An 18,140-nucleotide genomic window follows, 5' to 3' on the forward strand; every position below is an offset into this window, starting at 1 on the left:
AACCTAAGCCCGATCGTGCAGGAGATTCGTGACCGCCCTCGCCAGCCGGCCGACCCGTAGTCGGGCCAGCACCCGCACCGGGCGTCGGGTGACAGTCACCGTCGGGGCCGCGCTGGTGCTGCTGCTCACCGTGCTGGCCAGCTTCGCGCTCGGCAGCCGACAACTCGGCGTCGACCAGGTCTGGCACGCGCTCGTCGCTCCGGACGGCAGCGATGCCAGCACCATCGTCCGGGAGCTGCGGATGCCCCGGACCGCGCTCGGTCTCGCTGTCGGGCTCGCGCTCGCCGTGGCCGGGGTGCTGTTCCAGGCGCTCACCCGCAACCCCCTCGCGGAGCCGCGCATCCTCGGCATCAGCGCGGGCGCGTCGTTCGGGGTGGTGCTCGCGATCTCCGTCTTCGGCGTCGGCACGCTCGCCGGGTACGTCTGGTTCGGTATCGCCGGGGCCCTGATCGCCGGGCTGCTGGTCTTCGCCATCGCCACCCGCGCCCGCGAGGGCGCCAGCCCGGTCACCCTCGCGCTGGTCGGCGCGGCGCTCGACGCCAGCCTGGCCTCCGGGGTGTACGCGCTGCTCAGCATCGACGCCCGCACCTTCGAGGAGTACCGCTTCTGGGTGGTCGGCGGGCTGGCCGGACGGGACCTGTCGGTCGCCGCGCAGGTGCTGCCGTTCGTCCTCGTCGGGTTGGTGCTCGCCGCCCTGGTGGCGCGGGGCCTGGACGCGCTGGCCCTCGGCGACGACGTGGCCCGTGGCCTCGGCCACCGGATCGGCCTGGTCCGCCTCGGTGGTGGCCTCGCCGCCGTGCTGCTGACCGGTGCCGCGGTGGCCGCCGCCGGACCTGTCGCGTTCGTCGGGCTGGCCGTGCCGCACCTGGCCCGCGCCCTGGTCGGCGCCGACCACCGCTGGACCCTCGCCGTCTCCGCCCTGCTCGGCCCGGCGCTGCTGCTCGCCGCCGACATCGCCGGTCGGCTCGTCGCTCCGCCCGGCGAAATCCCGGCCGGGATCGTCACCGCGCTGATCGGCGCGCCACTGCTGGCCGTGCTGGTCCGCCGCGCCCGGGTGGTGACAGCGTGACCACCACCCAGCGCCCCCCGGACCCCACCGACCCGCCCCGCCCGTCAAGCCCGGTCGGGCTCGCCGAGCCGGCCGGGCAGGCCCGGCTTGCGGGGCGGTCGCTGCTGCGGATCGGCCCGGTCAGCCTGCTGATCCGCCGACGCGCGGTGCTGGTGGCCGCCGTGCTGACCGTGCTGCTCCTGCTGGCCGTCGTGCTCAGTCTCTCGCTGGGCACCCCGTACGTCGCCCCGGCCGACGTGCTGCGTGCCCTCTCCGGAGCCGGCACCCCGTACGACCTCGTGGTCTTTGACCTGCGGCTGCCTCGGGTCGTGCTGGCGGCCGTGGCCGGCGCCGCCTTCGGCGTGGCCGGCACGCTGATCCAGAGCGTGGCCCGCAACCCGCTCGCCAGCCCGGACGTCATCGGCATCACCCAGGGCGCCGGCCTCGCCGCGACAGTGGCCCTGACCACCGGAATGGCCGCGGTGCTGGTGGCGCCCACCGCGCTGGTGGGCGGGCTGCTCGCGGCGGTGCTGCTGTTCGCCCTCGGTGCCCGGCACGGGCTGGCCGCGCAGCGTTTCGTGCTCGCCGGGGTGGCTGTCGCGTTCGGCTTCCGGGCGCTCACCGAGGTGGTCATGCTCACCGCCGACCCGATCGACGGGCTGCGCGCCCAGATCTGGCTGATCGGTACCCTGGCCGGCAAGGGCTGGACCGAGGCCGCCTGGATCGCCGGCACACTGCTGGTGCTGCTGCCGGTGCTGGCCTGGGCCGGCTGGGCGCTGAACAGCACCGCCCTGGACGACGACACCGCCCGGGGAGTCGGGCTGCGTCCGGTGGCCCGCCGGGTCGGCCTCGCCGGCACCGGCGTGGTCGTCGCCGCGATGGTCACCGCCCAGGTCGGCGCCGTCGACTTCGTTGCGCTGGTCGCCCCGCAGGTGGCCCGTCGCCTGGTACGCGCCGAACGACCACCGCTGGTCTGCGCGGCGCTGCTCGGCGCCCTTCTGCTGGTGCTGGCCGACCTGGCCGGCCGGCGCCTGTTCGCACCCACCCAGCTACCCGCCGGTGTGCTGACCGCCGCGATCGGCGGCCCGTACCTGATCTTCCTGCTGCTGCGCGGCCGGCGGCGGTCGTCGTGACGCCTCAAGGAGTCGTGTGATGCTCTCCACCCGCGACCTGGTCGCCGGCTACGACGAGCGGACCGTGCTCGACGGGCTCGACCTCGACCTGCCCACCGACGCCTTCACGGTGATCGTCGGACCCAACGCGTGCGGCAAGTCCACCCTGCTGCGCACGATGGCCCGGCTGCTCACCCCCCGCCGAGGCACCGTGCTGCTGGACGGCACCGCCATCCGCGAACTGCCGACCCGGGAGGTCGCCCGCCGCCTCGGCGTCCTGCCGCAGAGCCCGCTGGTGCCCGAGGGCGTCACTGTGGCGGACCTGGTCGGGCGCGGCCGACAGCCCTACCAGCGGTGGTGGCGGCAGTGGTCGTCGGAGGACGGTGCCGCGGTGGACCAGGCGATGGCCCTCGCCGACGTCACCGACCTGGCCGACCGACCGGTGGACAGCCTCTCCGGCGGTCAGCGGCAACGGGTGTGGATCGCCATGACACTGGCCCAGGACACCGACGCCCTGCTGCTGGACGAGCCGACCACCTTCCTCGACCTGGCTCACCAGGTGGAGGTGCTGGATCTCCTGCACCGGCTGCGCTCCGAGCGTGGCCGCACCGTGGTGGCCGTGCTGCACGACCTGAACCAGGCCGCCCGCTACGCCGACCACCTGGTCGCCATGCGCGCCGGCGCAGTGGTCGCCGCCGGCCCGCCCCGGGAGATCCTCACCGCCGACCTGGTCCGCGACGTCTTCGGGCTGGCCTGCGTGGTCGTGCCCTGCCCGGTGACGGGCGCACCCCTGGTGGTGCCCGCCTACACCGGAGGCAACGCTCCGGCCCCCGCTGTCGCGGGTGACCCGGTCGACGCGTCCGCCGGCGCGAAGGACCCCGATCCGTCGACGGCATCCGTACCGGACGCCCGACCCTCCACCGGCGACGCGGCCAACCCGCTCGCCGGCTCGCACCCCTCGAAAGGACTCTGATGCGTCGTCTCGTCGCAGCTCTCGCCGCGGCCGTCGCCCTCGGCGCCGGCCTCACCGCCTGCGGTGAGAGCGACCCGGTCGCCGGCTCCACCACCGGGGAGACCCGGGAGATCACCCACGCCATGGGCACCACCAAGGTCCCGGCCGAGCCCAAGCGCGTCGTCGTGCTCGACACCGACAAGATCGATACGGCGCTCTCGCTGGGCATCACGCCCGTCGGCGCGGCCACCGCCGGTGAGGCGAAGAGCTGGCCCACGTACTTCGGCGCGGACAAGCTCGCCGGCATCAAGGAGGTCGGGGTGCTCACCGAGCCCGACCTGGAGGCGATCAACGCGCTGAAGCCGGACCTCATCCTCGGCAGCAAGTTCCGCCAGGAGAAGTTCTACGACGAGCTGGCCGCCATCGCGCCGACCGTGTTCACCGACAAGGTGGGCATCACCTGGAAGGACAACCTCCTCCTGGACGGCAGGGCGCTCGGCCGCGAGCAGCAGGCAAAGGATCTGCTCGCCACCTACGAGAAGCGGGCCAAGGACTTCGGCGCGACGCTCGGCGACGCCGCTGCGCGCAAGGTCTCCATCGTGCGGTTCCTGCCCGGCAACATCCGGGTGTACGGGCCGGACTCGTTCTCCGGCATCGTCATCGGCGACACCGGCCTGGGCCGCCCCGAGCGGCAGCTGCTCGCCAACAAGGCGGACAAGCGCTTCGACCTGGTCAGCCCCGAGCGGATCAACGAGGTCGACGGTGACGTCATCTTCGTGACCGCGTACGGCGACAAGGCCGCCGCCGAGCAGACCAAGGTCTCCGGCGGGACGCTGTGGAAGGGCCTCGGCGCGGTCAAGGCCGGCAAGGCGTACCCGGTCTCCGACGAGGTCTGGATGACCGGCATCGGCGTCGGCGCCGCCAACAAGATCCTCGACGACCTGACCAAGTACCTCCCCGCCGCCTGACCCTCAGCGCACCCGCACACCCGCGCGAGGCGTGCGCTCGCGGGCGCTGGCTCATGATCGTGCTCGATCCAGGATGTAGTGGCCTCCCCGTCTAGGGAGGCCACTACATCCATGTTCGAGGGCGATCATCGTCACCGGGGGGAGTTCGAGCGTGCCCGTAGGGCGGCCCGGACCTCGGCGAGGAACCCGTCAAAGTCGTCTCGGAGGCGCTTGGCGGTCAGGTGCAGCACGATCCAGTCGCCGCCGAGCAGTCGGTTGAGGCGTTGGCGGTCCCGGTGGAACTGCTCAGGATCGTCGTGCCAGAGTCCGTCGTACTCCACCGCGACCTTGAACTGCGGCCAGGCCAGGTCCAGACGGGCCACGAATCGGCCCTGCTCGGCCACGACCCACTGCGTCTCCGGCCTCGGCAGGCCGGCGAGCACCAACCCGACCCGGGTGCGGGACTCCTGAGGGGACTCCGCGCCCGCGTCGGCTAGGTCGACCGCGCGTAGCAGCGATCGCCAGCCGCGTCGACCGGCCCGGCTCAGCGCGTACTCGCGCAGGGCTGGCGTGGTCGTCAGCCGGTTGGCCAGCATGGCGTCGATGACGACCACCGCCTCGATCACATCGAGCCAACGGGCCAGGTCCCAGCAGGTACGCGCTGGGCTGGTCACCCTGACCCCGGCCCGGTCCACGGTGTCGCCGGAGTCGATCTCTCCGTGGTGGACCCGGATGCCGGCGGTCGGGCCGATCCGGGTGGCGGTGGGAACGAGGACGTCGACCGGCTCGCTCGCGCTCGTCTTCGCGCATCCGTAAAGGCCGGCCGCAGCGCGCCCTGCAATGGCCGCACCGGGCGGGACCAGCCAACGTCCGACGGCGGTGCATCTGATCGTGTGGGTGACTGCGATCTGGGCATCGGCGTAGACGTCGCGGAAGAGCGGTCGCCACGCCGAGCTGCGTAGCTCGTTGCGGGTCAGGAGGCCTCGCGAGACGGCGGTCGAGCCACGGAAGACCCGGCCCCGCAACTGCGGCGGCCGACGAAGAGCTTTCGGCATGGGGCTCAGATTGGCCGAACCTCTTCGCGTCACGCTGCCCCTGTGGATAACCACAGTCAACAGACGAGCGCCGATGCGCGTCGTTATCCCCATGATCGCGCTCGAACATGGATGTAGTGGCCTCCCGAGAAGCGGAGGTCACTACATCCTGGATCGAGCGCGATCTTGCCAGGCTGGCGCACGGAGCGCGTCGGTCTCAGGCGGACGTGGGTCGCGGGAGCGGGTGGGGTGCGTGGGTGGGACGTGGACGTCGGGGGTGGATCAGGCGGCGGTGGACCAGATGGCGCGGAAGGCGGCGGCTTCGCCGGAGAGCCATCGTTCGATCTGGTCGGGCTTGGCGTCGGTGGGCATGCGGTGGGCCAGGCCGCGGCGGACGTCGACCAGGACCGGCTCGGCGTGCGGGAGCACCGCGTCCATGTGTCGGGCCATCAGGTGCAGGGTGGCGAGCACCGATTCCTCACTCGGTGGGGCCTCGTCGAAGTGCAGGCGGACCGCTTCGGCGCGGCCGTCGGCGTGGCGTACCCCGAAGTGGGGGTTGATCTTGACGGGCAGGTCGCCCAGCATGGCCAGGGCGTCGCGGGTCTGGGCGAGATCGACGGCGGCCGGCTCGCCGAGGGAGCGCAGCCAGGTCGTGGCGCCGGGGACGAGCGCCTGGTAGAGCGGGCGCCAACGTGGCTTGACGATGTCGGCCACCCCGGCCAGGTGGGTGCCGCCGGTGTGGAAGGCGATGTCGGCCTTGAGTGCCTTGACGAACTGGCCGTGCGGGTTGAAGCCGGACCGGCTGGCGCGCTGCTTGCGCAGCCCTCCCACGAAGGTCGCCTTGGTGGGGCCGGTGCGGTCGACGTAGCGGGTGAAACCGAGCAGTGTCGCGTAGGGGGTGAGGGGCGTGGAGGCGGGCGCGGTCACGGGCGTCCTCCCAGGTCAGGATCTTGATTAGTACATACATTCTAATCGACAGGTCTGACATTGCCCAGCAAAGTTGAGGGCATCACCGCCTCCTGCCAACCAGGCGATTTGCCCGTATCCGGTCCAGCCGAGGGTGACCAGTTCACGGGACGTTGGCCAACGGCGTGGCAGCGATCGCCGCCCAGCCGATGACAGCCGATCGGAGCGCCACGAGTCATCCGGACGGCGGGCGGACCCTCTTGTCAGCGTCGTGATCCGCCCAGGCGAATTGCCGTCTGTGAATCACGGCATCCATCCTTGCCGCAGCCGGCACGGAAGCGGTTGGGTCAGTGGCATGGCTCGCATCGCCTACAACAACCACGACGCGGCAGCGTTCGAGGCCACCCGTCACTTGTCCGACCAGGCACTCGCCGGCTGGCGTGAAGCGGTGACCCGCCACCTCGACCCTCAGCCCGGCACGCGCCTGCTCGACCTCGGCGCGGGCACCGGCGCGTGGGCGCAGACCTTCACCGACTGGTACGACGGCATCGACGTTGTCGCCGTCGAGCCGGCCGAGGCCATGCGAGCCCGCTGCCTGCACCCTCAGGTCCTGGCCGGAGATGCCGCCAACGTTCCGCTGGCGGCCGGAAGCGTCGACGCGGCCTGGCTGTCCACCGTCATCCACCATGTGCCGGACCTGACCGCTGCCGCACGTGAGCTGCGCCGCGTGCTGCGTCCCGGCGGGCCGGTGCTGATCCGCTCCGCCTTCGCTGGCCGCCACCACGCAATCACGCTGTTCCGCTTCTTTCCCGAGGCCATCCGCGTGTTGAACACCTACCCCAGCGTGCACGACGTCGAAGCGGCTTTCGCCGCCGCTGGCTTCACGACGATCTAACTGGAACAGGTCCCGCAGACCACGGCACCGTCGCTTCGTGACGTCGCGGCCACCATGCGCCGGGAAGCACACACGCCCCTACAACTGATCACCTACAACGAGTACGCCGCCGGTCTGGCTCGACTCCACCTCGCCGCTCAAACCGAATCCGGCCCCGTCATCGACGCGCTCGACCTGCTCGTTCTTCGATAGAACGCCGTCCTCAGCGGCCAATCCAAGATCCTGACGTCCGGCGGCTTGTCTTTCGGGGAAGCTGGCTGATCGGAGGGACAGCCCGCCCGCGGCCGGTCGCTCCCGTTACTCGCGTTCGCGATGGCGCAAACTTTGTCCTAGTTGTGGCGTTATTGTGCGTTGTGGTCATCGGTGAGGCGTCCAGGGTCGTCATCCCTGGCAGGGGTACGGCGGCGCGCGCCGCCCAGTCCGCCGACCCCGCAGATGGCCGGGACCGCTACCTGGACCTGCTGCGGACGCTCGCCCTGGTCCGCGTCGTGCTCTTCCACGTCACCGGTTGGGTCTGGTTGAGCCTGCTGGTGCCGGCGATGGGTCTGATGTTCGGCATCGCCGGTTCGTTGATGGCGGCGTCACTCGACCGGCACAGTCCGACGGCCGTACGCCGGCGGCTGCGCCGCCTGCTGCTGCCGTACTGGGCGTTCGGCGCGATCGCACTGGTGGTGCTCTCCGTCGGGTGGCGTCCGCTGCCCAGTGGCGTGGCCGGCTGGGCTGAACTGCTCTGGTGGGTGCTACCCCTGCGGGTGCCACCGGTGGGTGGACAGTCCTGGGCCTGGGTGTTCCACATCGGGCTCTGGTACGTCGTCACCTATCTGTGGCTGGTGCTGCTCTCGCCGGTGCTGCTGTGGCTGTTCCGCCGCTGGCCGTGGCCCAGCATCGGCGTCGCCACCGCGCTGCCGGTCGGGATGCATCTCGGCGGTGTGCACGCCGGCTACTTCGTCGCCGCCTACCTGTCCTGCTGGCTGCTGGGCTTCGCCCACCATGATCGGCTGCTGCACCGCGTCCCGTGGCGCTGGTACGGCTGCCTCGTGGCCGGCCTCGCCGGGGTGGGCGGCACCTGGGTGGTGGCCGCCATGGTGACCGGTCGGGCCGTCGACCTCAACCACATCGCGGGTGGCACCACACTGTGGTCGATGGCGCTCGTCGCCGTGCTGCTCAGAGTGCAGCCCCGGCCGGTCGGCCGGGGGCCGCTGGGTGCCGTGCTCCGGGTGGTCAACGCCCGGGCGGTCACCATCTACCTGTGGCACATCCCGGCCAGCCTCGGGATGTTCCTGCTGCTCGCGCCGGTGCTCCCGTACAACTCGGTGGCCTCCATCGCGCTGCGACTGGCCGGGGTGTGCCTACTGGCCGCCGGGGCGGTGCTGCTGTTCGGCTGGATCGAGGACGTGGCCGCCCGGCGTACCCCGGCGCTGTTGGGCCCTCGGCCGGGCAACGCCGGTCGGCACCGCGCCGATCGACACCTCAGAGCTGGCCGACGTCGGTGATCCGCACGACCGCCGCGCCGACCTCGTCCGAGGCCACCAGGTCGATCTCGGCGCTGATGCCCCAGTCGTGGTCGCCGTCCGGGTCGTCGAAGATCTGCCGTACGGTCCACCGCTCCCGGCCCTGCTCGATCATGAGCAGTGCCGGACCGCGGGCGTCCGGACCGACCCCGATCGAGTCGTACGACTGGAAGTACGGCGCCAGGGCGTCGGCCCACGCGTCGTAGTCCCAGCCGTCCTCGGCGTCCAACTCGGCGAGCAGGTCCCAGCGGCGTAGCGCGGCCAACTCGACGCGCCGGAACAGCGCGTTGCGCACCAGCACCCGGAACGCCCGCGCGTTGCGGGTCACCGCCGGCGGCCGATCGGTCAGGGCGGCGTGCGCCTGAGCGACCTCGGCCACGTCGGACGGGTTGCGCAGCCGTTCCCACTCGTCGATGAGGCTGGAGTCGACCTGGCGGACCAGCTCGCCCAACCACTCGATGAGGTCGATCAGCTCCTCGGTCTTGGCGTCCTCGGGCACGGTCTGGCGCAGCGTCTTGTACGCGTCGGCCAGATAGCGCAGGACGAGACCTTCCGAGCGGGTCAGCCCGTAGAACTGCACGTACTCGGTGAAGGTCATGGCCCGCTCGTACATGTCGCGGACGACGGCCTTGGGGGAGAGTTGGTGGTCGGCGACCCACGGCTGGCTCTGCCGGTACATCTCGTACGCGGCTTCCAGCAGCTCGGCGAGGGGCTTCGGGTGGGTCACCTCGTCGAGCAGTTCGAGGCGGGCCTCGTACTCGATGCCCTCTGCCTTCATCGCGGCGACCGCCTCGCCGCGTGCCTTGAACTGCTGCGCGGAGAGGATCTGCCGCGGGTCGTCGAGGATCGACTCGATGACGCTCAGCACGTCGAGCGCGTACGACGGGGACTCGGCGTCGAGCAGCTCGATGGTGGCCAGCGCGAGGGGGGAGAGCGGCTGGTTGAGGGCGAAGTCGAGCTGGAGGTCGACGGTGAGCCGGACCCGGCGGCCGGTCTCCTCCGGCTCGGGCAGCTCCTCGACCACCTCGCCAGCGCGCAGCGCGCGGTAGATGGCGATCGCCCGGCGGATGTGCCGGCGCTGGGCGGCGGGCTCCTCGTGGTTGTCGGTGAGCAGGTGCCGCATCGCGGCGAACGCGTCCCCGGGGCGGCTGATCACGTTGAGCAGCATCGAGTGGCTGACCTGGAAGCTGGAGGTCAGCGGCTCCGGCTCGGCGTCGACCAGCCGGTCGAAGGTGGGCTGGCCCCAGCCGATCGAGCCCTCCGGCGGCTTCTTGCGGACCACCTTGCGTCGCTTCTTCGGGTCGTCGCCGGCCTTGGCGAGGGCCTTCTCGTTGTCGATGACGTGCTCGGGGGCCTGCACCACGACCCGGCCGATGGTGTCGTAGCCGGCTCGCCCGGCCCGCCCGGCGATCTGGTGGAACTCCCGGTTCTTCAACAGCCGGGTACGAACCCCGTCGTACTTGGACAGGCCGGTGAACAGCACGGTGCGGATCGGCACGTTGATGCCGACGCCGAGGGTGTCGGTGCCGCAGATGACCTTCAGCAGGCCGGCCTGGGCGAGGGTCTCCACCAGGCGGCGGTACTTGGGCAGCATGCCGGCGTGGTGCACGCCGATGCCGTGCCGGACCAGCCGGGACAGCGTCTTGCCGAAGCCGGCGGTGAACCGGAAACCGCCGATCGCCTCCGCGATCATGTCCTTCTCGGCGCGGGTGCAGACGTTGACGCTGGTCAGCGCCTGGGCGCGTTCCAGCGCGGCGGCCTGGGTGAAGTGCACGACGTACACCGGGGCCTGCTTGGTCTCCAGCAGTTCCTCGAGCGTCTCGTGCAGCGGCGTCATCGCGTACGAGAAGATGAGCGGGACCGGCCGCTCCGCCGTGCGCACGACGGCGGTGGGTCGCCCGGTGCGCCGGGTCAGGTCGTCGACGAAGCGGGTGGTGTCTCCGAGCGTGGCCGACATCAGGATGAACTGGGCCTGCGGCAGTTCGATGATCGGCACCTGCCACGCCCAGCCTCGGTCGGGCTCGGCGTAGAAGTGGAACTCATCCATGATCACCTGGCCGACGTCGGCCTTGGTGCCCTCGCGCAGCGCCAGGTTCGCCAGGATCTCCGCGGTGCAGCAGATGATCGGGGCGTCGGCGTTGACACTGGCGTCGCCGGTGAGCATGCCGACGTTCTCGGCACCGAAGACCTCGCAGAGCGCGAAGAACTTCTCCGACACCAACGCCTTGATCGGCGCGGTGTAGAAGGTCGTCCGGCTGTCGGCGAGGGCCGCGAAGTGCGCGGCGATCGCCACCAGGCTCTTACCCGAGCCGGTGGGCGTGTTCATGATCAGGTTGGCACCGGAGACGATCTCGATGACCGCCTCTTCCTGATGGGGGTAGAGGTCGAGGCCGCGCTCCTTCGCCCAGCCGGCGAACGCGTCGAAGAGGGTGTCGGGGTCGGCGCTTGTCGGCAGCGCGGCGGTGAGCGTCATAGCCTGTCCATGGTGCCTGGATCATGCCCCGGTACGCCAACCCGGTCCGCACCGGACCCTCGTCCGGGCATCCCGAACGCCCCGCCGCGTTCCGGTTCGGGCGTTTTGTCGGTCACCGTCGGCGGTACAACAGGTCGGCGACCGGCCGACCGGCAGTGATCGCCCGACGTTCGAACTTCGTCACCGGTCGGTGCGCCGGCCGTGGCGCGAAGCCGCCGTACGCGTCGACCAGCTCCGGGTCCGCGTCGAGGGTCACCCGCATCGCCTCGGCGTACTCGGCCCAGTCGGTAGCGCAGTGCAGCAACCCGCCGGGGCGCAGCCGGGACCGCAGCAGCGCCACGTGCGTCGGCTGGATGATCCGCCGCTTGTGGTGGCGGGACTTCGGCCACGGGTCCGGGAAGAAGACGTGCACGGCGTCCAACACACCCTCGGGCAAGCCGTTGACCAGGGACAACGCGTCGCCCTCCGCCACCCGTACGTTGCGCAGGCCACCGCGCTCCACCAGGTGCAGCAGGTTGGCGATTCCCGGCGTGTGCACCTCGACCGCCAGATAATCTCGATCCGGGTCGGCGGCAGCCATCGCAGCGGTGGTGTCGCCCATGCCCGAGCCGATCTCCAGCACCACGGGCGCCCGGCGACCGAACAGGTCGGCCAGGTCGACGGGCAGCACAGGCCCGTCCGGCACATCCAGGCCGTACGCGGGCCAGAGCCGGCTCAGCGCGTCGGTCTGCCGGTCGCTCATCCGACCCCGGCGGGGGTGGAACGTGCGGATCGTCCGGCTCGCGGGCGGGACGGCGGGGTCATGGTCGATGGCGGTCACAGCGAAACGAGCGTACGCGACGCCGCCAGCGGATCGGATGTGATGTGCGACCGGAAATGAGAGGATCCAACTGGTACGGCAGGTCGGGTGATCCGCTGCCCGGCCGGGCCGCACGGCGTCGAGAGGGGGCATCGTGACAGTGACCCGCGGCGTCGTGACGCTGTCGCTGGTGACCGTGCTGGCCGGCCCCCTGCTCGCCGCCGCGCCCGCCCTCGCCGCGCCCGAGCGGGCGGTTGCCGTCGCGCCAGCGCCGCAGCCCGGAGGGCCGCCCGGCGGAGCTCCCCAACCGACTCCGGCGGTGGACATCTTCGTCGAGGTGAGCCCCAGCACGGTGCAGCCCGGTTACCTGGTCGGCATCCGGGCCAGTTGTCGGGACAACTCGGTGGGCGCCACCGTGGTCTCCGACGCCTTCGGGGCGGTAGGCGTGCAGCCGCAGCGTGGGGTGCTCACCGCCGCGCCGATGGTCCGCGAGCGCACCCGCCCCGGCAACTACCGGGTCAAGCTGGAGTGCCGCGACGGCGAGACCGCCTCGACGATGCTCCAGGTGGTCAAGAAGGTCCCCGTCCAGCCGAGTCGGGGTCCGGCGACCGGGTTCGGTGGAAGCAGCGGCGGGATCACCGGCAAGCTGCTGCTGCCCGGCGGCGCGGCACTGATCATCACCGGGCTGGTCCTCGCCGTGATGGCGCTGCGTCGTCCCCGAGCCGCCATGCGTCGCTGAGGCTGCCATGACGATTTTCCGCCCCACGCCGCCGCCGGCCGGTTCACGCCCGCCGTCGCCTGGTCGTCCCGCCTCGCCGCCGGCCGCTGCCCGCCAGCCGTTCGCCGGCCGCCCCGCCTCGCCACCCGATGACGTCCGGCTGCCATTGGACGACGGTTGGCCGGGCTCCGACCATCCGTCAGGTCCCGAGCGCTCGTCGCGGCCCCAGCGCCCGCCAGCCCCCGACCGCCCGTCGGTGGCCGCGCGTCCGCCGACCGCCGTCGCCCCCCGGCGTAGTCGGCCGTCCGGGCGCAGCCCCTGGTCCATACCGTTGGCCGTGGTGTTGGTGTTGGCCGGCGTCTTCGCCACCGGGGCGGGGCTGGGCCGTTCGGTCGGCCCGTTCGACCTGGCCCCGACCGGCGGTGACCGACCGGCCCGCAGTGAGTCGGTCGGGCTGTCGGCCAGTCGCCCGGTGCGCCTCTCGGTGCCGGCGATCAAGGTGACCGCGCCGGTGGCGCCCGTCGGGCAGGCGCGGGACGGCTCGATCGCCGTACCGCCGTTGGAACGGCACAACGAGACCGGCTGGTACGACCGGGGGCCCACGCCCGGTGAGCCTGGCCCTGCGGTGATCGTCGGGCACGTGGACACGAAGAGCGGCCCGTCGGTCTTCTACGACCTGGGCAAGCTCAAGCCGGGCGACCTGATCGAGGTCGCCCGTGCGGACCGGTCGACGGTGATCTTCAAGGTCGACACCGTGGAGCACTTCCCGAAGGACCAGTTGCCCGCCGAGCGCATCTACGGCCACGACGGCCCCGCCGGGCTGCGGTTGATCACCTGCGGCGGCCAGTTCATCGGTGGACGCACCGGCTACGCCGACAACGTGATCGCCTTTGCCACCCTCCAGTCCTCCCGCAAGCCCTGAGACGCCCCGGCCAGGGCCGCACGCCCGTGGGGCCCTGCCGTGCCGCACGCCCGTGCGCGCCGCCGTGCCGCCTGTTCGAGCGGCCACCTGTTCGTGGAACGGTTGATCGACTCGAGATCATTGAAGTCGGGGTGTCGGACCGGCCCGGACACCCCGGTTTCGCTGAACCCGAGTGGATCAAGCCGACGGCGGAGCCCACAGATCAGGCTGGCAGGGCGACTGGTGGCCGACTACCGCTCGGTCTGCCTCGACGCTATCAACGGCGACAGCCGGTCCGGCGCGGCTTGACTTCAACCAGCATTCAGGTCCTAGCGTCGCTGACACGGGGTACGGAAGCGGATCCGAAGCACTGGACCGCGGCTGATTGGAGACATACGTGCGGGCGATCCAGGTTTCTGAGTACGGGGGTCCAGAGGTTCTGAACCTGGTGGACCTGCCCGATCCGCAAGCCGGGGAGGGAGAGGTCATCGTTCGGGCCGAGGCCGTGGACACGATCTACCTTGAGACTCAGATCCGCGGTGGCTGGGGTGAGATGTTCGGTGTCACCCCGCCGTACGTACCGGGCGGTGCTGCGGCGGGAACGGTGGTCTCCACCGGTCCGGGCGTCTCTGCGTCCTGGCTTGGCCGCCAGGTCGTTGCGGGTGCCGGCACGCGGGGTTCATACGCTGAACTGGTTCGGGCGAGCGTCGACCGGCTGGTGCCGGTCCCCGACGGACTGAGCCTGCGGGAAGCGGCTGCTCTCGCACACGACGGCGTGACCGCCATGGGCATCATCGGCGGTGTCGGCGTCAAGCCGGGCGACCGGGTCCTGATCCTGGGGGCCGCGGGCGGCATGGGAACGCTGCTCGTCCAGCTCGCACACCGTGTCGGCGCGCAGGTCGTGGGAGCGGCCCGTGGCGCGGACAAGCTCACACTCGTACGACGGCTCGGTGCCGACGCTGTCGTCGACTACGCGGGTGACGGATGGACCGACGCGGTACGCGAAGCGCTTGGCGGTCTGTCTGTCGATGTGCTGCTGGACGGTGTCGGGGGAAAACTCGGCAGCGACGCCTTTCATCTGGTGGCCGACGGCGGGCGGGTCTCGGCCCATGGGGCGGCGAGTGGCGAGTTCGCCACGATGGATCTGTCGAGTTCGCGGGCGCGCGGCATCGATCTGTACGGCATTGCTGACGTTCAGTTCGAGGCGCCGGAGATGGTGCAGCTCGCGGGCAGGGCCCTGACCGAGGCGGCCCAGGGGCGGATACGCCCGGTGATCGCACGCGAGTATCCGCTATCTTCCGCGGCTGAAGCTCACCGCGCGATCGAGGCGCGCTCGATCCCGGGCAAGGCCCTCCTCATTCCGTGAGACGTGGCCGTCGCTCAGGGCTGGGGGACGTGCAGCGCCACCTCGAACTCCAGCAGGCTGGCACCGGTGGAGACCGGGGGACGGGGCTTGTCGCCGGGTGCGGCGGCGTGTGCGGCGCGCGACGGGCCGGCGGCCCACGCCTGGAACGCTTCTTCGCTCTCCCACTTCGTGTAGACGAAGTAGCGGGTCTCGCCGGCCACCGGGCGGAGGAGTTCGAAGCCGAGGAAGCCGGGGGAGTTCTCCACAGCTCCGGCCCGCGCCGCGAACCGCTTCTCCAACTCCGCGCCGCCGCCGGGCGGGACGTCGATTGCGTTGATCTTCACGACTGCCATCTGCCCACCCTAGCCAAACTCAGAACGTCTCGACCGCTGGGACCAGGTCCACGTCGACCACGATCGGGGCGTGGTCGGAGGGGCCCTTGCCCTTGCGGGCCTCCCGGTCCACGTACGCGGAGCGGACCGCTCGGGCGAACGGCGCGGACGCGTACACCAGGTCGATTCTCATGCCCTTGTTCTGGTGGAACATGCCGGCCCGGTAGTCCCAGTAGGTGTAGGGGTGTGGGCCCTTCATCGGAGTGGGCACGACGTCGCTGAGGCCCAGGTCGCGCAGCGCCGCGAGGGCTGCCCGCTCGGCCGGGGTGACGTGCGTGGAGTGGGTGAAGACCGCCGGGTCCCAGACGTCGGCGTCGGTCGGGGCGACGTTGAAGTCGCCGCAGACCGCCAGCGGCAGCCCGCCGGCCAGCTCGGCGTCCAGCGCGTCGCGTAGCGCCGCGAACCAGGCCAACTTGTACGCGTAGTGCGGGTCTTCCGGCGTCCGGCCGTTGGGCACGTACACCGACCAGACCCGCACCCCGTCGCAGGTGGCCGAGATGGCCCGGGCCTCGGGCTCGGGGAAGCCGGGCTCGTCGGCGAACCCGACCCGGACGTCGTCCAGCCCGACCCGGGACAGGATGGCCACCCCGTTCCACCGGCCGTCGCTGTGGCTGGCCACGGTGTAGCCCAGCGCGCCGACCTCGGCGACCGGGAAGGCGCCGTCGGGGCATTTCGTCTCCTGGAGGCAGACGACGTCCGGCCCGGTGTCGGCCAGCCACTCCAGCAGCCGGGGTAGGCGGGCCTTCACCGAGTTGACGTTCCAGGTCGCCAGGCGCATGCCCCCAGCCTGCCGCATTCGCCGCCGCGACGCCGGGTCAGCCGGCCGGGGTGTCGCCGGGACGGGTCTGTTCGGCCAGGAACCGTTCCAGTTCGGCGCCGAGTTCGTCGGCGGTGGGCAGTGGGCCGGCATCGGGGGCGAGCAGGCTCTTCTCGCCCCGGCCTCGGGCGAACGCGTCGTACTGCTCCTCCAGGGCCTGGACCAGGGCCGCGGCGTCCTCGGTCTGTGCGACCTGCCTGTCGATCTCCACCCGGACCACCTCGGCGGCCGAGCGCAGCCCGTCGCCGGGCAGCAGCAGCCCGGTGCTGCGCGACACGGAGGTGAGCAGCACCTCGGCGGCCGCCGGGTATTCGGTCTGCGCCACGTAGTGCGGCACGTGGGCGGCGAAGCCCAGCGCGTCGCGGCCCTGTTCGCCGAGGCGGAACTCGAGTAGGTGACCGACGCTGCCGGGCACCTGGACGCGTTGCAACCACGGCTCGTAGCTGGCGATCAGCTCGGGGCGGGTGGCGTGCGCTGTCACCCCGGTCGGCCGGGTGTGCGGGACCGCCATCGGGATCGAGTTGAGCCCCACTGTGAGCCGGACGTCCAGCCGGGCGGCGAGCCCGGCCACGGCGGCCACGAAACGCTCCCACTGGAGGTCCGGTTCGGGGCCGGTGAGCAGCAGGAACGGGGTCTCGTCGTCGTCCTGCAGCAGGTGCAGCTCCAGCTTGGGCGCGTCGACGCTCTCCCAGTGGTCCTCGACGAAGGTCATCACCGGTCGTCGCGACCGGTAGTCGAAGAGCTGGTCGACGTCGAACGTGGCGATCGGCCGACCCTCCAGCGAGGTGAGCAGCTGCTCACGCGCCAGTCGGCTGGCGTTTCCGGCGTCCACGAACCCGGTGAGGGCCTGGATGAGGACCGGCTGCCCGAGGTCGGGCAGATCGTCGGTGAGCTGGTAGAGCTCGTGTGGGTCGAGCACCGGTGCGGACCTCCCTGAAATGTGCGTGCGGGGTGCCGTCGCGACGGAGGGCACCCGTTCGGGCAACGTACCCGCCATCCTGGCGCATTCCTTCGTCGGGCGATCCGTTGGCCGGGTGGTGGGCGTGACCGGACTAATCGTCTGTTTACGCCACCAGGCCGAGCCTCGTGGCCGATCGGCCGAGGGGTGGTTCGGCCCAAAGGCCGAGTTTGTCGATCATGTCGTTCTCAGGGGTGGAATGTTCGCTCCCGTCCTGGCCCGTGCCGGTCCGAGTGCGGCGCCAGCTTCATCCGGTACGCGAGGTCCGTTCCCCGGGCGGGTCACCCCGCCCGGGTCGTCCACCAGTACCGCTCCGATCTGTGTCGAGCGCCACGTGATCACCGTGCGTGATCGGGGTTTCCACCTGCCTAGCCTCGGTTGATGCGTGACGACGGCACCCTCGACGACCCGTACGCCCCGAGCAGCCCCACTGCCGATACGGAGGATGGCACCTCAACCGAACGGACAACCGCCGCGACCCGGCTCCGGGCGTACGCCCGGGACCTGACCGGTCGACGCCGGGCACAGCTGGCGCTGGCCACCGGTGTGGTGTGCTGCCTCGGTCTGACCGCCGTCGTCCAGGTTCGTAACGAGGACGCCGACGCGGCGACGCGCAGTGGATCGCTCTCCAGCTCCGAGCTGGCGCAGCGCGCCGAGCAGCAGCGCGCCTCCCGTTCCCTCGACCGCACGGTCGCCCCGAGCGCCTCCGCCGCCGCCCAGTCCGCCGCGGCGAGCCCCGCCGATCCGGACACCAGCGCGCCGGCCCGCAAGGTCGCCCCGGCTCGCCCGACCGACCCCGCGCCCGTCGCCGGGCTGGACGAGGACCAGATGGAGAACGCCGAGGCGATCGTCCGTGCCGGCCGCAAGATGGGGGTGCCGCGCCGGGGTCTGGTGATCGCGGTGGCCACCGCCATGCAGGAGAGCAACCTCTACAACGTGGCCAGTGGCGTGCTGCCCGAGTCGCAGGACTATCCGCACCAGGGCGTCGGCTGGGACCACGACTCGGTCGGGTTGTTCCAGCAGCGTTCCAGCAGCGGCTGGGGCCCGGTGGGGCAGCTGATGGACCCCGAGTTCGCCACCCGGCAGTTCCTCAGCGCGCTGGAGCAGGTGCCCGGCTGGCAGCGGATGCGGCTCACCGACGCCGCCCAGGCGGTGCAGGTCTCCGCGTACCCCGAGCACTACCAGCAGCACGAGTGGCGGGCCACCCGGGTCGTTGACGCCATCGTGCCGGCGGGGCGGTAACCTACCGCCCACTATGGACGGTCAGGGTTGAGGCTGTCGCATCCCGGGTACATGTGTTGCAGGTTCGAGGTACACATGACTACGGGACCA

At 71.5% G+C, this 18,140-nt stretch carries 16 protein-coding genes and 1 pseudogene; 10 read left to right on the forward strand and 7 right to left on the reverse strand.

Going from position 1 to position 18,140, the window contains the following annotated elements; translation table 11 throughout:
- The first annotated feature begins 28 nt into the window (after window positions 1-28).
- The 4 genes from ACFYPG_RS19275 to ACFYPG_RS19290 are packed head-to-tail and all read left to right on the forward strand — an operon-like array spanning window position 29 to window position 4,080.
- On the forward strand, window positions 29-1,069 hold the full coding sequence (locus tag ACFYPG_RS19275) for an iron ABC transporter permease (protein ID WP_355007169.1): 1,041 nt from the start codon (window positions 29-31) through the stop codon (window positions 1,067-1,069).
- Window positions 1,066-2,181, forward strand: coding sequence for an iron ABC transporter permease (locus ACFYPG_RS19280; protein WP_355007170.1), 1,116 nt, complete (start codon window positions 1,066-1,068; stop codon window positions 2,179-2,181). Before ACFYPG_RS19275 ends, ACFYPG_RS19280 begins: the two co-directional genes overlap by 4 nt.
- 19 nt (window positions 2,182-2,200) lie before the next feature.
- Window positions 2,201-3,133 carry an ABC transporter ATP-binding protein gene (locus tag ACFYPG_RS19285; protein WP_387353180.1) on the forward strand — a complete coding sequence of 311 codons (933 nt, stop codon included), beginning with the start codon at window positions 2,201-2,203 and terminating at the stop codon, window positions 3,131-3,133.
- Window positions 3,133-4,080: an iron-siderophore ABC transporter substrate-binding protein gene (locus ACFYPG_RS19290; RefSeq protein WP_355007172.1), complete on the forward strand. Its 948-nt coding sequence runs from the start codon at window positions 3,133-3,135 to the stop codon at window positions 4,078-4,080. Before ACFYPG_RS19285 ends, ACFYPG_RS19290 begins: the two co-directional genes overlap by 1 nt.
- 131 nt (window positions 4,081-4,211) lie before the next feature.
- Here ACFYPG_RS19290 and ACFYPG_RS19295 read toward each other — a convergent pair whose 3' ends face one another.
- Window positions 4,212-5,114 (reverse strand): endonuclease domain-containing protein, encoded by a 903-nt coding sequence (locus ACFYPG_RS19295; RefSeq protein ID WP_387353182.1) that lies wholly within the window; start codon window positions 5,112-5,114, stop codon window positions 4,212-4,214.
- A gap of 261 nt (window positions 5,115-5,375) precedes the next feature.
- Window positions 5,376-6,020 (reverse strand): hypothetical protein, encoded by a 645-nt coding sequence (locus tag ACFYPG_RS19300; RefSeq protein ID WP_355007174.1) that lies wholly within the window; start codon window positions 6,018-6,020, stop codon window positions 5,376-5,378.
- 334 nt (window positions 6,021-6,354) lie between these two features.
- Here ACFYPG_RS19300 and ACFYPG_RS19305 point away from each other — a divergent pair.
- A pseudogene (locus ACFYPG_RS19305) lies at window positions 6,355-7,086 on the forward strand (class I SAM-dependent methyltransferase).
- Window positions 7,087-7,247: 161 nt separating this feature from the next.
- On the forward strand, window positions 7,248-8,387 hold the full coding sequence (locus ACFYPG_RS19310; RefSeq protein WP_387353184.1) for an acyltransferase: 1,140 nt from the start codon (window positions 7,248-7,250) through the stop codon (window positions 8,385-8,387).
- Here ACFYPG_RS19310 and ACFYPG_RS19315 read toward each other — a convergent pair.
- Together ACFYPG_RS19315 and trmB are read right to left on the reverse strand one after the other, a co-directional pair.
- Window positions 8,365-10,878, reverse strand: coding sequence for a DEAD/DEAH box helicase (locus ACFYPG_RS19315; RefSeq protein ID WP_387353186.1), 2,514 nt, complete (start codon window positions 10,876-10,878; stop codon window positions 8,365-8,367). The two genes, ACFYPG_RS19310 and ACFYPG_RS19315, sit on opposite strands and share 23 nt — an antisense overlap.
- 112 nt (window positions 10,879-10,990) lie before the next feature.
- Window positions 10,991-11,620: a tRNA (guanosine(46)-N7)-methyltransferase TrmB gene (gene trmB / locus ACFYPG_RS19320; protein WP_387353449.1), complete on the reverse strand. Its 630-nt coding sequence runs from the start codon at window positions 11,618-11,620 to the stop codon at window positions 10,991-10,993.
- 208 nt (window positions 11,621-11,828) lie between these two features.
- On the opposite strand from trmB, the gene ACFYPG_RS19325 reads away from it, so the two are divergent.
- The 3 genes from ACFYPG_RS19325 (at window position 11,829) to ACFYPG_RS19335 (ending at window position 14,662) form a co-directional block, all read left to right on the forward strand.
- Complete coding sequence (locus ACFYPG_RS19325) at window positions 11,829-12,416, forward strand: hypothetical protein (protein WP_387353451.1); 588 nt, start codon at window positions 11,829-11,831, stop codon at window positions 12,414-12,416.
- 235 nt (window positions 12,417-12,651) lie between these two features.
- Window positions 12,652-13,317 (forward strand): class F sortase, encoded by a 666-nt coding sequence (locus tag ACFYPG_RS19330; protein WP_387353188.1) that lies wholly within the window; start codon window positions 12,652-12,654, stop codon window positions 13,315-13,317.
- A gap of 376 nt (window positions 13,318-13,693) precedes the next feature.
- The gene (locus tag ACFYPG_RS19335; protein WP_387353190.1) at window positions 13,694-14,662 is read left to right on the forward strand and encodes a zinc-binding dehydrogenase; all 969 of its coding nucleotides are present in this window, start codon (window positions 13,694-13,696) and stop codon (window positions 14,660-14,662) included.
- Window positions 14,663-14,676: 14 nt separating this feature from the next.
- Here ACFYPG_RS19335 and ACFYPG_RS19340 read toward each other — a convergent pair whose 3' ends face one another.
- The 3 genes from ACFYPG_RS19340 to ACFYPG_RS19350 are packed head-to-tail and all read right to left on the reverse strand — an operon-like array spanning window position 14,677 to window position 16,769.
- On the reverse strand, window positions 14,677-14,994 hold the full coding sequence (locus ACFYPG_RS19340) for an antibiotic biosynthesis monooxygenase (RefSeq protein WP_145784112.1): 318 nt from the start codon (window positions 14,992-14,994) through the stop codon (window positions 14,677-14,679).
- Between the two features lie 19 nt (window positions 14,995-15,013).
- Window positions 15,014-15,811, reverse strand: a complete 798-nt coding sequence (locus ACFYPG_RS19345; RefSeq protein WP_355007181.1) for an exodeoxyribonuclease III — start codon at window positions 15,809-15,811, stop codon at window positions 15,014-15,016.
- Between the two features lie 37 nt (window positions 15,812-15,848).
- Window positions 15,849-16,769: a proteasome assembly chaperone family protein gene (locus tag ACFYPG_RS19350; protein ID WP_387353191.1), complete on the reverse strand. Its 921-nt coding sequence runs from the start codon at window positions 16,767-16,769 to the stop codon at window positions 15,849-15,851.
- A 420-nt stretch (window positions 16,770-17,189) separates the two neighbouring features.
- Here ACFYPG_RS19350 and ACFYPG_RS19355 point away from each other — a divergent pair, with 420 nt between their 5' ends.
- Window positions 17,190-18,050 (forward strand): peptidase M23, encoded by an 861-nt coding sequence (locus tag ACFYPG_RS19355; protein ID WP_387353193.1) that lies wholly within the window; start codon window positions 17,190-17,192, stop codon window positions 18,048-18,050.
- Window positions 18,051-18,140 lie beyond the last annotated feature (90 nt).

The organism is Micromonospora sp. NPDC005553 (assembly GCF_042871765.1).
In the GTDB taxonomy this organism is placed as follows: Bacteria; Actinomycetota; Actinomycetes; order Mycobacteriales; family Micromonosporaceae; genus Micromonospora.

Coding starts and splice junctions, on each gene's coding strand:
- ACFYPG_RS19285 (WP_387353180.1), top strand. CDS start 2,201: ATGCTCTCCACCCGCGACCTGGTCGCCGGCTACGACGAGCGGACCGTG.
- ACFYPG_RS19290 (WP_355007172.1), top strand. CDS start 3,133: ATGCGTCGTCTCGTCGCAGCTCTCGCCGCGGCCGTCGCCCTCGGCGCC.
- ACFYPG_RS19295 (WP_387353182.1), bottom strand. CDS start 5,114: ATGCCGAAAGCTCTTCGTCGGCCGCCGCAGTTGCGGGGCCGGGTCTTC.
- ACFYPG_RS19315 (WP_387353186.1), bottom strand. CDS start 10,878: ATGACGCTCACCGCCGCGCTGCCGACAAGCGCCGACCCCGACACCCTC.
- trmB (WP_387353449.1), bottom strand. CDS start 11,620: ATGAGCGACCGGCAGACCGACGCGCTGAGCCGGCTCTGGCCCGCGTAC.
- ACFYPG_RS19340 (WP_145784112.1), bottom strand. CDS start 14,994: ATGGCAGTCGTGAAGATCAACGCAATCGACGTCCCGCCCGGCGGCGGC.
- ACFYPG_RS19345 (WP_355007181.1), bottom strand. CDS start 15,811: ATGCGCCTGGCGACCTGGAACGTCAACTCGGTGAAGGCCCGCCTACCC.
- ACFYPG_RS19355 (WP_387353193.1), top strand. CDS start 17,190: ATGCGTGACGACGGCACCCTCGACGACCCGTACGCCCCGAGCAGCCCC.